Origin of the sequence: Legionella lytica, assembly GCF_044626755.1 — a bacterium.
Lineage (GTDB): Bacteria > Pseudomonadota > Gammaproteobacteria > Legionellales > Legionellaceae > Legionella > Legionella lytica_A.
Genome location: NZ_JBGORX010000006.1, coordinates 1 through 13,247 on the forward strand (window position 1 = coordinate 1; position 13,247 = coordinate 13,247).

Below are 13,247 nucleotides of genomic sequence, written 5' to 3' on the forward strand. Positions count from 1 at the left end.
GCTAGGCGCATTCTCAATGTACGTAAAGCCCGCAGTTAGCGTCGCACTGCCCGCGCCATTATTCACCACTACATCTTTAATTAGGGAACCACTAACATAGGCGGGAACTGTGGCGGTTAAGGTAGTTACATTGCTAACATGAATATTGCTTGCTGTAATGCCCCCAATAGTTAAGGTAGTTGTAGGAACAAAACCACTACCACTCACCGTAATCGTTGCTCCCCCCACAACTGAATCACTATTAGGGGTAATGCTAGCCAACGTCGGAGCAATGGCTTGATAAGTAAAGGCTTGCGCTAAAGTCGCATTGGAAACGCCGTTATTCACCATCACATCAACGGTCAAAGAACCACTGACATAGGCAGGAGTAACTGCTGTTAAGCTGGTAGCGCTATTAACGTTTACATTCGTTGCCACCACGCCGCCAAAAGTTACGATGGTGCCCGGGGTAAAATTAGTTCCCGTTAATGTCACTAAGGTGCTACCGGTGATCGACCCGGTAATCGGACTGATACTGTTAAGGGTCGGGGCATTAGCAACGTAGGTAAATCCACCCACCAACGTCGCACTCCCAACCCCATTATTCACCACCACATTTTTTATTAAGGGCCCACTCACATAAGCCGGAATAGTCAATGTAGCGGTTGTTGCATTAATTATATTGATATTCGTTGCCGCCACACCGCCTATAGTCACCATGGTGCCCGGAACAAAATTAGTACCCTGTAGGGTCGCAGTTATCCCTCCGGAAACAGAACCCGTATTAGGACTGATTGCACTAAGAGTTGGTGCACCTGCCTGATAGGTAAATCCACCCACTAAAGTCGCGTTAGAACTATTATTACTGACAATGACATCCACGAGCAAAGCCCCACTAATATAAGCAGGAACTACGGCGGTCATCGTAGTATCATTGGCAACCACTACGTTAGTAGCAGGAACGCCACCGAAACTGGCGGCGGTCATTCCCGTTAAGCCCGTTCCGGTTAATGTTACAGATAAACCACCAGCAACACTCCCCGAAGTGGGGTTAATTGCAGTTAATGTAGGGGCATTCGCAAGATAGGTATATGCCGCACTTAAGGTGGCACTGCCCACACCATTATTCACCACCACATCTACCGAGCCACTAGCATGTGCCGGAGTAACCGCCGTTAGGGTGGTTGCGTTAATGATATGCACATCTGTAGCACTAGTTCCATCCAAAGTTACGGTGGTCCCGGCAACAAAACCGCTCCCGCTTAAGGTAATTGTGGTCCCACCCGCAATCGAACCATTTGTCGGTGTCAGGCTAGCTAATGCAGGAGCACTGGCAACATAGGTAAAGCCTCCACTTAAAGTAAAGACCCCTTCACCGTTATTAACCTGAACATCTTTCACTAAAGGCCCACTGATATAAGCAGGGGTTATCGCCATTAAGGTGGTTGGATTAATCACGGTAATATTGGTTGCCGGTATGCCTCCAATGCTAAGAGTGGTCCCAGTTGCAAAGCCACTGCCTGTAACCGTAATCGTGGTTCCACCTGCAATAGAACCCTGGTTGGGAGAAATAGTACTAATCGATGGCGCCCCTAGCTGATAGGTAAAGCCATTAATTAAGGTCGCATTTGAGATTCCATCACTAACCAATACATTAACCGCTAATGCGCCCCCAGTGTATGCAGGAGTAACCGCGGTAATGGAAGTACTGCTATTCACTACAAAGCTGCTTGCCGGTACGCCACCAAAAGAAACCGAAGTAATGGCATTCAGATTAGTTCCAGTAATTGTTGTTGTGGTATTCCCTGCAGCCGAACCAATATTAGGAGTAATAGTGGTAATTCCAGGAGTCGTGTTCGTGTAAGTAAATCCATTGGCAAAAGTCGTGCTTCCCGCAGCGGTGGTTACCACAATTGCAACCGCTCCTGCCGCATGAGCAGGAGTTAGCACTTCAATGAGCGTGGGTGAAATACTGACAATTTCGGCATTAACCCCACCAATAGTAACCGTGGCCCCACTAGTAAAATTCTGTCCGATGATATTTATTAAGGTATTTCCCCCAGTATTCCCCGTACTAGGGGTAACGGAAGTAATTAGCGGAACGCCAAAAGCCGCCGTTGTATAGATATAGCCATTGGTTACTGTTGTCTGTTGTCCATCTTCATTTTTGAGCAGTACATTAACAGGTACCGACTGGTGAGTAGACTCCGCAAGAGTAACCACCCTTGGCAGGGCTGCAGGTATTGTTACCGATAATTGCGTTGGCGAAATATATTTTACTAGTGCAAATTGTCCATCGATCAGTACAGACGGCGGATCTCCATTAAAGTTTGTCCCATTAATGGTAATCACGTTACCACCATTTAAAGGACCGCTATTAGGATTGATGGACTGTACACTGGGAGCAAGTAAACGGACTATTTGTTCTGCGATAGCCAGTACTTGATTCATTTTTACAGCAGGTTCTTTTACCCAGGTTGTCAAATCGGAGAGGAACGCGGTTGGATTAATTTGATAATCTTTTTCTCTGGTGCGATCAATATCGCCCAAAAATGCGATTTTCAATCCAACAATATTATTATCCGGTGTGGGGTTTTTCGACACAATGCGTTGGGCAAAAAGAGAAATCTCTGTTTGTGCAGATGAAAAGAATGGGGACAACCACGATAAAGCAGCATTAAATGAATTATAAATAGCGCGATATTCAAAGCCACCGTTAAATTTCAAACGGGAAGTAAGTAACTGCTCCAAATTAACCGTGGTACCAAAGCCTTGGCGATTATATTGAGAGTTTGAAGAAAATATCGTGCTGTAATGCAACTGATCATAATTTAACCTCGCCTGCAGTAAGGTTTTCGGCGTAAGTAGCAAGGTAAAACCAACATCAGCTCCGGAACTAATTCCCCCAGCAATATTACGTTCGTTAATACACGCTAAGCCAGTAGGATTGCCCAAGCAATTCATGCCATTAGACATGTAAATAACGGGCGACAAGGCTAGATTGTGTGCTGCAGCATAATAGCCACCAAAATCCAGAGCCTTAACCAAAAAGTTTTCATTAAAAACTTTTTGGTAGCGTCCACCTACAGCATCCTGACTGATGCGGCGAGAAATTGCACCGGAGTCAAACATAAAAGGTAAACGTTGATTTAAGCGCTCTGCAGAAACTTTGATTAAGCTTGTGGAGCTTACTTGCAAACCCAAGGTGCCATTATAACGGTATTGATCATTACCGTACTCCCCCAGTAAACCAAAGGCCCAATTCTGTGAGAGTCTTTTTATGTATTGTGCCGTGACGTAAGTACCGGTGAGATCACTGTAATTAACTCCTAAATTAAGGGGCCCGGTTAATCCAAATTGTTCACTGTTAAGAGCAAGATTTGCAGGTGCATCCATCTGTGGCACTGCATTATGGGGTAGAAAAGTGGGAGAATTATTAGCAGCGCTTCCTGCATTCATCATGGGGTTCCTTCCCATAGAAGCAGGTTCGGGAGTAGCTCCAGCGATATTAACAAAATTAGATAACATTAATACAAACGCTACAGTCCTTTGCAGAGTTCTATACATAGATCAATCCAACAGAATTTTTGAATAAGCGAATAGAATATTCTTTTTTCAATTAAATTCAATAGATTTAACCCATAAAAATAATAAATATTATTATTTTTTGATTTAATTAATTTTTCACCCGTTGGTGCAAATTATAAACAAAGTAACCTTTGTTTTTAAAATTAGTCTATACTTATGTCGCAGGCATCCTATTTTCTGTAATCTTTTCTTTAAAAAAATTGACATCGAGAACCCACTTATTACAATAGATGATGTACTGTAATGGATAAATATTAAAAATAAAATAAGTTAATTCCGTTTTATCATTAATATTTAAGATTCTTTCTATGTTAGAATTTGAATTAGATTTGAATAGAGAACTTTATAAAATTGTCGGAGAGCGCCTTAAAAGCGTAAGGATGCAGTTGGGTTTTTCCCGGCGCGAGTTTGCAGATAAATGCGGTTTTTCTGCTGCAACACTTCAAGCGTGGGAAGACGGTAGATACCCTGTACCCAAAAAAAGCATGATCAAATATGTCAAAACCTTATTTGACTGCGGCTTAGTCACATCTCCAGAATGGTTCATCAATGGCGAGGGTCTTCCTCCAAGGCCAATTAATAAGTTCTCGCTCAATTCCATTGCAGAAAAAGATGCTATTCTGCGCGAAATTAATTTCTTTGAAACAGAAAATAAAAACCCGATCATTACGGTAATTACCGATGACTCGATGCAACCGTTTTATGCCATTGGAGACTATGTTGGTGGTAAGTTAGTTCCTGTTGATTATGCAGACCACTATATGGGTACCTTCTGTATTGTTAAATTAATCACTGGCGAAACTCTAGTAAGAAAGTTACGACCCAGTTCCGAAGAGGGACGTTATAATTTGATTTGTACAAATTTAGATACAACATCAACGTCACCGTTCCTGATCAACTGTGAAATTACCGAATTAGCCCAGGTCATTTGGCATAGAAAAGTGGAAGTATCCCTAGAATTAGAGTAGTCCCAAAAATATGGAAGAAGTAGATGTCATTATTGTTGGCGCAGGGGCTGCAGGGCTCATGTGTGCCATTGAAGCCAGCAAACGCCATCGCAAAGTATTGGTACTCGATCATGCCAATAAGGTCGGCAAAAAAATCCTAATGTCTGGTGGAGGCCGCTGTAATTTTACTAACTATTACATTGAGCCTGAAAAATATAACTCCCACAACCCTCATTTCTTTAAATCCGCCCTATCACGATATACACAATGGGATTTTATTTCGCTGGTTAAAAAGCACTCCATTCCCTTTCATGAAAAAACGCTAGGGCAATTATTCTGTGATAATAAGTCAAAAGATATTGTCGATATGCTCTTAAAAGAGTGTGATAAAGCGGGTAGCAAAATCCAGTTACAAACCAGTATTGAGAAAATTCAAAAAAACGAACTGTTTAAACTGCACACCAGCAAAGGAACATTCCAATGCCAATCATTAGTTATTGCCAGTGGAGGCTTGTCCATTCCCACCATGGGAGCAAGCCCCTTTGCTTATAAAGTGGCAGAACAATTTGATATGAAAGTATGGCCTACGCGCGCAGGCTTAGTCCCGCTAACCTTAGATGTTACTGAAAAAGAAAAAATAGCCCTCCTCTCAGGAGTTAGTGTCGATAGTATTGCCCAAAATGAACGTATAGCGTTTCGTGAAAATACGCTCTTCACCCACCGTGGTTTAAGTGGCCCCGCTATTTTGCAATTATCCTCCTATTGGCATGCAGGAGAACATATTGATATTAATCTACTGCCAGAAATCAATCTATTAGAAACATTAAAAACGGCAAGAGGCTCCAGCCCGCACAAACAATTAAACTCCCTATTAGCCAACTATCTACCTAAACGAGTTGTTGAACTGCTCATTCCGCCACAATTAGCAGAAAAAAAGCTAGCTGATCTAGCTAATCGCGATTTAGAACAGGTAGCCAAACAAATTAACACCTGGCAGATAAAGCCCAATGGCACCGAGGGCTATCGTACTGCCGAAGTAACTATTGGTGGTGTGGATTGCAATGCCGTTTCCTCAAAAACCATGGAAGCTAATGACGTTCCTGGACTTTATTTTATTGGTGAAGCATTAGATGTGACGGGCTGGCTTGGTGGTTACAATTTTCAGTGGGCCTGGTCTTCAGGGTGGGCAGCCGGGCAGGTGGTGTAGGCTGGCAAAAAGGTCATCCCCAATACAGTGAGGGCTACCTCACACGCCTCATCAAATAAACTCCCAACACAGCAAAAATAAACGTCGGTCCTAATGCCGCTAATGCTGGGGGTAATTGGAATACGGTGCTTATCGGACCAAAAAAGCGGCTTAAAATATGAAAACCGAATCCAACAGCGGCCCCAACCAATAACTTAGAGCCCATAGTTGATGAGCGTAAGGGGCCAAAAATGAAAGGAATTGCCAAGACCATCATCACCATGGTCGTAAATGGCTGCACTATCCGTTGCAGGAATGCAAACTGGTAGGTATGCACATTTTGATGGTTACGCTTTTGCTCGCGAATATAACGATTTAGCTCGTGTAAGGTCATTTCATCGGGATCAATACTGCTAATGGTTAAGATCTTAGGCTTTACAGGCACATCCCAAAGCATGCTTGCAAAAGTCTGAGCATTGGTGCTGTCCCCCTTAAATTCAGTTTGTTGCACATCATAAGCCATCCAGGCTTGATTGCTGTATTTAGCCTCGCGAATAAAGCGAGCTACTTTTAGATGGCGATGCTCATCAAAACGAAACTGATAAATATCCTGCAATACATAACCAGGTAGAACCTGGCCTACGGAAATAAAATCATTATTATTACGTAACCAAAACCCTTTGGACGTTCTTAAGGTCTGCCCCCCACTCACCGCAGCCGTTTTGTAATCATTGGCATAATGAGAAAGAAGGGGAATAAGCGTTTCTCCCAAAATGGTAACCAGTACAATTAAAAGGACCGATGCTTTTAAAACGGCTCCGGTGATCTGCAGTATCGATTTTCCAGAAGAGCGCATCACCACTAATTCGCTATGATTAGCCATAATTCCTAAACCAATCAAGCAACCTAACAAACTGGCCATAGGGAAAAATAAATAGACTTGATAAGGCATTTGCAATAGAACAAAAAATGCCGCCTGCATAATCCCATAATCAACTCGTCCTAAATCACTGAGCTGGTCAACAAATAAAATAAACACCTGCAAACCGACTAGCATTAAAGTAACCATCCCAATAGACATAAGAACAGTTTTTGCAATATAACGATCTAGAATGTTCATGCTAATTTCACCTGATTACGCCAGATTAAGAATAATCCCAGAGCCGCTACAAGAAGATGTATCCACCATAGGCCTATCCATTGAGGCACTGCACCAGAAACTACCGCATTACGCCCAATGAACATCAAATTGGCATAGAGGATGTAAATAAGAATTGCCGGGAATAATTTAGCATATTTACCCGAACGTGGATTAATACGACTTAAAGGGACCGCAACTAAGGTGAGCGTGAGTACCATTAGCGGCACGGATAAACGCCATTGCAATTCTGCCGCCTTCCCGCGATCGGGATTATTTAATGGCCATAAACTTGCAGTACTGAAGGTACGCAAGTCATCACTTATCTTAACAATGGGGTGCGGTAAACGCGCTTTATATTCGCCAAACTCGGCTATTTGATAGCCAGCCTTTCCAGGAGTTCCCTGATATTCCTTGCCATCTTGCAGGATTATATAGTCCTCCCCTGTTTTTGTGTCGGTTTCCGCATAGGCTTTATCGGCCCATAACACATCCCAACGAACTTTCTCCTTTTCGGTGCTACGTTTTGCTAAAAATACTTGTTCCGCCTTGGTATGATCGCGGCTCATTGATTGTACATAAAAAACTTGCTGCCCATCGTTAATCGCATGGAATCTCCCAGGCATGATGGTTTGTACTAAGGTTTGAATACCGGTAGTACGTAATAACTTGGCTCGTTCAATATAGATGTATGGGCTAGCCCAAATCATCACAGCAGCAACAATCACAGCGACGAAGGATGCCATAATAAAGCTGTGTTTTAGCAATTGGCCGGAGCCGTAACCACAAGCTCTCAATACCGTCATTTCACTTTCGGCATACAAACGCCCATAAGCAACCAGCATCGCAATATAAAAGCCTAAAGGAACCAGCAAGCTTAACAAGGTTGGCAATTCAAGCATCATTAACTTCATAATAATAACCCCGGGAATGCTTCCAGAAGCAGCCCGATTTAAATATTGAATTAATTGATTACTCAAAAAAATTAAAACGAGTATAGATGTTAGCGCAATCAAAGTGACAAACACTTCTTTAGCTAAATAACGAAAAATGATCACTCAATGCCCCTGTATCGAGGATATAAACAGCCCTTAGTAAAAGAGAAACACCTTCCCTGATAAAAGATACATTGTAACCTCTTGCCCGCAACTTAAAAAGTTTTTTCTTGTCTTAAGCCTTGGAGCTCGATAAGGAGACTCATATAAAGCCTATATTAATGCAGTGTAATACGCTAGCGAAGCCATCTTCTAAATAATAAACCTTCGACTATAATTTAATAAGCTTATTTAATTCGGCAAATAAAAACCACCTTCACCGAAATTCTACAGAATTCGGGGCTCAATAAAAACGATATAAAGCGTTGGAGACCATGATGCGTGTTCTAATAACTGGCGGTGCGGGATTTATAGGTTCAAATTTAGCAAAATACCATGTGCAAAAAGGTGATGACGTCATTGTTGTTGATAATTTATCAACCGGAAGAATTGAAAACATCAAAGCATTACAACAACAACCCGGATTTATCTTCTACAAAAAAGACTTGCTTAAATGGAAGGGACTTGCCCAAGCACTTGTTGAGGTCGATAGAATCTATCACATGGCTGCCGTCGTTGGCATGTTTCATGTCTTAAACCATCCAGTAGAAACCTTAAAATGTAATATTTTTGCTACGTTAAGACTCATGGAGACTCTCCTTTCACTAGAGAGTAAGCCCTTAGTAATCATCGCATCTAGCTCTGAAGTCTATGGTAATCAACATAAAACGATGAGTGAGCATACCCCTTTAATTATTGAAAGCAGCATCACCAGCCATGCTTCCTATGTAATTAGCAAGCTCAGTGATGAATCAATTGCCTTGTCTTTTTGGCATAAACACCAAATTCCCACTATTATTCTACGGCTATTTAATACCGTCGGGCGCAATCAATTATCTCGATATGGTATGGTAGTGCCACGATTAATTAAACAAGCCATGAATAATGAACCCATTACCGTCTTTGGTGATGGGACGCAAAAAAGGTCCTTCTGCAATGTGGAGGATTCGGTTAATTTAATTGACCGACTCGCTAATAATCCGGGCTCAGTCGGAGAGATTGTAAATGTTGGCTTCAATGAAGACATCAGCATTAATACCCTGGCAAAAAAAATCAAAAAAATTTGTGCCAGCGAATCGCTGATTACTCATATTCCGTTCAGTGAGGTTTATCATAATGATTTTATTTACATCGCTGATCGCAAACCAGACATTAGTAAATTATTAAACCTGACCCACTATACTTATAAATGGAACATCGATTCAACCATCACGGATATTGCAGCCTACTTTAAACAAATAGGTATAAAATGATAATTACATACTTAGGACACGCAGGCTTTTGCATTGAAACCACATCAACTATTCTCATTCTAGATCCATGGTTATCATCCTTTGGGGCCTTTGACTCCTCCTGGTTTCAATACCCCAGGAACCATCATATGGCGCAATATGTTATTGATTTATTTAATAAAAACCAAAAAGAAAAATACATCTACATCAGCCATGAACATAAAGACCATTTTGACCCTGCTTTTTTAAACTCACTGGAAAATAGAGACTTCACTCTTATTTTGGCCGACTTCCAGCACCCCATCGTTAAAGATGCCTTAATCCAAATGAATTATCAGTGTAAGCAAGTTCTGGAATTAAAAGATAAGGAACACGTGGTTTTTCAAGACGGTTCTAGCCTCACCATGTTTGTTATTGATTCCGAACTGGAATGCGATTCCGCGGTGTTAATCAAAGCAAATACTAAAACATTTCTTAATATAAATGATTGTAAAATTAACGAACGCCTGGAAAGCATAACCAAAGAATATGGACCCATTGATGTATTCGCAGCACAATTTTCTGGGGCCATTTGGCATCCAACCTGCTATGACTATGATCTACTCAGCTATGAAAAAATTTCCTTAAGCAAAAAAAATGTGAAATTTGAACTGACGGCACGAGCACTTGAAACCGTAAACCCTACATTTTATTTCCCTTCTGCCGGCCCTCCTTGCTTTTTAGACCCAATGCTTATCCATAAAAACTTTGAGCCAATTAATATTTTTCCTCGCACACCTGAACTCATTGAGTTTTTAAATGAGCGTTGCAAAGATTCTCATACCCAATGGCCAGAGGTAATGCCAGGTGATGCTTTAGATGTAGTGACATCCCAATGGGTTCATTTAGCACCAAATCGACCTAAGGATGCCAACTTTTATCAAACAGTTCAAGACTATGCGAATGATTATACTGATTATTTTTATAGGCGTGAGCTTACAAACAATAAGATAAATCCACATCAAGTTTTTTTAGAATTGCAAAAGGACTTAGATGAAAAGGTTCACAACTTAAAATTGGTCCATGAAGAGGTAATAGTCCCCCTGTATTGGAAAATTCAGGATTATGATTTGATGTATCAAATAAATTTTAAGGAAAAAACCTTAACCACCGTCAAAACCATCCTCGACACCAATCATTATTATTTAATTGAAGCTCCAGCATGGCAAGTGCATAAGGTACTGCAAAAGGAAATCAACTGGCCTGATTTCGCATTGACCTTTAGAGTAAAACTATCTCGTAAGCCTGATGTGTATAATACGCTGGTGCATGGATTTATTTCTTTGGACGCAAGCAGCATAGGAAGGCTGTGTGAATTAATGCAATCCTATTTAGAACGTCGCGAGCGCATCATCGTTCATTATGAAGGAAAGCAGTATTCTATTTTAAGATATTGTAAACATCAGGGGGCTGACTTATCACAGGGCTGGATTGAAAATGGCTGCTTAGTCTGCCCGAGACATCGTTGGCATTATAGCTTGAAAGATGGAGGGAAATGCACCACCAATCTAACAAGTATTGAAGCGATTTGTCTGGATGAGAATCTTGGAAAAAAATAGAACCTGCATAGGCCCAGATGTGCTGCATGCTATGATTTTTAAAAGCAGGGGTAATAATAATTGATTAGTCTATACTCCCAATATAGAACCCATCACGAAGGATGCCAAAATGGGAAGCTATTTAATCACCGGTGGTGCTGGTTTCTTAGGGTCACATTTGGTTGATTATTTAATTGATGGAGGACATAAGGTTACTGTTATCGATGATTTCTCTTCAGGGACCTACATACACCCCCAAGCCAAAACGATCAAAACCAACATACTTGATGTAGAACAGGTACGTCCTTATTTCAAAAATAGTGACGGTTGTTTTCATTTAATTGGTGTTCCCTCGGTCATTATGACTATGGAGGATTGGTTTCATTTTCATGCGACCAATATGCAAGGAAGTTTAGTTGTTTTTAAATTAGCGATTGAGGCGGGCAAAATTCCGATTGTTTATGCTTCTTCTTGTGCCGTTTATGGTGAGACCACGCAACTGCCTCTTCGAGAAAATCAACGAGTTCAACCACTTTCGTCTTATGGTTGTGATAAATTGGCTGTTGAGCTAAATGCTTATGCCTTAGGAAAAAACTACCAATTGCCGACCTTGGGTGTACGTCTCTTTAATTTATATGGTCCAAGACAAGCCCCAGAGTCTCCCTACTCCGGCGTCATTACTCGCTTTATTCATGCACTCAAAGAGAATAAGCAACCTGTAGTTTTTGGTGATGGCGAGCAAACTCGAGATTTTGTTTTTGTAAAAGATGTAGTCAAAACTTTAGTCCGCGCACTGAGTAAAGTAAATACCAATGGCGAGGTTGTCAATATATGTACCGGTAAAGGAGTTAGCATCAATCAATTGGCATTTGCAATTGCGAAGTTGATGGGGAAAAATGTCCATCCAACTCATGCACCCAAGCGTTCTTATGACATTCTGCATTCGGTGGGTTGTGTTGATAAAATGCATGCCCTAGGGCTGGCAACTCCCCATGATTTATCTTCTGGATTACAAGAAACCATCGCTTTTTTCTTAAATCAATAAACTTAGGCCGTATTAGTCCGGCATAAGCCAGGAGCAAATAAAATTAGTGCAGAAAAGGTTGTAAGTTATTCAATTCAATCCTTACGATTTTCCTCTCCAATCTGCTCATTAAAATGTACAGAATATACAAAATATACTCTATACTTTTTGTAAGATGAACGCCATACAGAAGGGACATTATGACGCAAATCGTTGCCATTATAGGGGTGGGCTATGTTGGATTACACAGCGCACTTACTCTTTCTAATGCAGGAATCAAAGTCATTGCTTTTGACATCAATGAACAACGCATTATGCAGCTCGCTTCAGGCATTGACCAAAACATGGAAATTACTGAGGTTCACACTCAAAACATAAATTTCACTCATGACCCCGAACAATTAAAAGAAGCAAACTATTATTTAATCTCGGTACCTACTCCCATAAATTCCCACAAAATTCCTGATCTTCAGCCATTGAAAGTCGCATCAAAGCTTGTGGCTTCGGTTTTAAAAAAAGGGGACCTGGTTATTTTGGAGTCCACAGTATTTCCGGGAGCAACTCGCGAATTGTTAATCCCTATTCTTAATAAAAACAGCGGATTAATAAGTGGCACTGATTTCTTTGTTGGCTATGCCTCTGAACGCATCGTTCCTGGAGATGAGGATCTAACCCTGCTCAATACCTCCGTTCGGGTTATCTCAGGACAAAACGAAGCAGCACTAGAAAAAGTAGAACAGCTGTATCAGTTGATTCCCGGAGTCAAAGTACATAGCGCCCACAGTCTGGAGGTGGCTGAATCAAGTAAACTTCTGGAAAACATCCAGCGCAGTGTTAATATTGCCTTGATGAATGAATTTGCCCAGATAATGGATAAGTTGGAAATTCCATTTCATGAAGTCTTAGCAGCGGCAAAAACAAAATCTAATTTTCACCCCTACACTCCAGGTTTAGTTGGAGGACATTGCATTCCCGAAGACCCATACTATCTAATTTACCAAGCCAGTACCTTAGATTGTATCCACAATTTGATAAGCTGTGCCTATCAAACAAACCAACAATTTTATTACTTTATCATTCATAAGCTAACTACGTTGCTTATTAAACAAAAAATCCTGGTATCCAATGCCAAAATTGCCATTTTGGGTATGAGCTTTAAAGCCAATGTGAATGATGTCCGTCACAGCTTGTCCATCAATTTATACGATAATCTCAAATCCATGGGCATCAATGTTCTCGCTTGCGACCCCTTAGTAATTCAGGAAAAAATGGATATGGACTGGGTTGAGCTAGAAGCATTAGAGCAATGTGATGCGATTATCCTTTGCCAAGCGCATGAAGAGTTTATTCAATGTGGGGCGCAAAATATGTGTGGCAAGCTAACGACTAATGGCGTGTTTATTGATATTCCTGGCGTCTATGCTCATTCCTCCGAACTGAGAAAAGACATTCTATATTGGGGTTTATAAGTTATCCCACCTC

9 protein-coding genes are annotated in these 13,247 nt (G+C 41.1%); 6 read left to right on the forward strand and 3 right to left on the reverse strand.

What is annotated here, in order from left to right; all coding sequences use genetic code 11:
- A partial coding sequence (locus ACD661_RS12510) for an IPT/TIG domain-containing protein (protein WP_400188206.1) occupies positions 1 to 3,546 on the reverse strand: 3,546 nt, incomplete at its 3' end.
- A gap of 329 nt (positions 3,547 to 3,875) precedes the next feature.
- Here ACD661_RS12510 and ACD661_RS12515 point away from each other — a divergent pair.
- Together ACD661_RS12515 and ACD661_RS12520 are read left to right on the forward strand one after the other, a co-directional pair.
- Complete coding sequence (locus ACD661_RS12515; protein ID WP_400188207.1) at positions 3,876 to 4,535, forward strand: helix-turn-helix domain-containing protein; 660 nt, start codon at positions 3,876 to 3,878, stop codon at positions 4,533 to 4,535.
- A 10-nt stretch (positions 4,536 to 4,545) separates the two neighbouring features.
- Complete coding sequence (locus tag ACD661_RS12520) at positions 4,546 to 5,721, forward strand: BaiN/RdsA family NAD(P)/FAD-dependent oxidoreductase (protein ID WP_400188208.1); 1,176 nt, start codon at positions 4,546 to 4,548, stop codon at positions 5,719 to 5,721.
- 34 nt (positions 5,722 to 5,755) lie between these two features.
- On the opposite strand, the gene lptG is transcribed toward ACD661_RS12520, so the two are convergent.
- Together lptG and lptF are read right to left on the reverse strand one after the other, a co-directional pair.
- The gene (gene lptG / locus ACD661_RS12525) at positions 5,756 to 6,826 is read right to left on the reverse strand and encodes an LPS export ABC transporter permease LptG (protein ID WP_400188326.1); all 1,071 of its coding nucleotides are present in this window, start codon (positions 6,824 to 6,826) and stop codon (positions 5,756 to 5,758) included.
- Positions 6,817 to 7,896 carry an LPS export ABC transporter permease LptF gene (lptF, locus tag ACD661_RS12530; protein WP_400188209.1) on the reverse strand — a complete coding sequence of 360 codons (1,080 nt, stop codon included), beginning with the start codon at positions 7,894 to 7,896 and terminating at the stop codon, positions 6,817 to 6,819. Before lptF ends, lptG begins: the two co-directional genes overlap by 10 nt.
- Positions 7,897 to 8,207: 311 nt before the next feature.
- On the opposite strand from lptF, the gene ACD661_RS12535 reads away from it, so the two are divergent.
- From ACD661_RS12535 to ACD661_RS12550, 4 genes are all read left to right on the forward strand, one after another.
- Positions 8,208 to 9,185 carry an NAD-dependent epimerase/dehydratase family protein gene (locus ACD661_RS12535; RefSeq protein ID WP_400188210.1) on the forward strand — a complete coding sequence of 326 codons (978 nt, stop codon included), beginning with the start codon at positions 8,208 to 8,210 and terminating at the stop codon, positions 9,183 to 9,185.
- Entirely contained in the window at positions 9,182 to 10,762 is a 1,581-nt protein-coding gene (locus ACD661_RS12540) for a Rieske 2Fe-2S domain-containing protein (RefSeq protein ID WP_400188211.1), read from the forward strand. Before ACD661_RS12535 ends, ACD661_RS12540 begins: the two co-directional genes overlap by 4 nt.
- A 109-nt stretch (positions 10,763 to 10,871) precedes the next feature.
- Positions 10,872 to 11,786, forward strand: a complete 915-nt coding sequence (locus ACD661_RS12545) for an NAD-dependent epimerase/dehydratase family protein (RefSeq protein WP_400188212.1) — start codon at positions 10,872 to 10,874, stop codon at positions 11,784 to 11,786.
- A 179-nt stretch (positions 11,787 to 11,965) separates the two neighbouring features.
- Positions 11,966 to 13,234, forward strand: a complete 1,269-nt coding sequence (locus ACD661_RS12550) for a nucleotide sugar dehydrogenase (protein WP_400188213.1) — start codon at positions 11,966 to 11,968, stop codon at positions 13,232 to 13,234.
- Positions 13,235 to 13,247: the final 13 nt, after the last annotated feature.

Bases quoted from the DNA above. Each gene is read 5' to 3' on its own strand.
- ACD661_RS12535 (WP_400188210.1), top strand. From the start codon at position 8,208: ATGATGCGTGTTCTAATAACTGGCGGTGCGGGATTTATAGGTTCAAAT.
- ACD661_RS12540 (WP_400188211.1), top strand. From the start codon at position 9,182: ATGATAATTACATACTTAGGACACGCAGGCTTTTGCATTGAAACCACA.
- ACD661_RS12515 (WP_400188207.1), top strand. From the start codon at position 3,876: ATGTTAGAATTTGAATTAGATTTGAATAGAGAACTTTATAAAATTGTC.
- ACD661_RS12550 (WP_400188213.1), top strand. From the start codon at position 11,966: ATGACGCAAATCGTTGCCATTATAGGGGTGGGCTATGTTGGATTACAC.
- ACD661_RS12545 (WP_400188212.1), top strand. From the start codon at position 10,872: ATGGGAAGCTATTTAATCACCGGTGGTGCTGGTTTCTTAGGGTCACAT.
- ACD661_RS12520 (WP_400188208.1), top strand. From the start codon at position 4,546: ATGGAAGAAGTAGATGTCATTATTGTTGGCGCAGGGGCTGCAGGGCTC.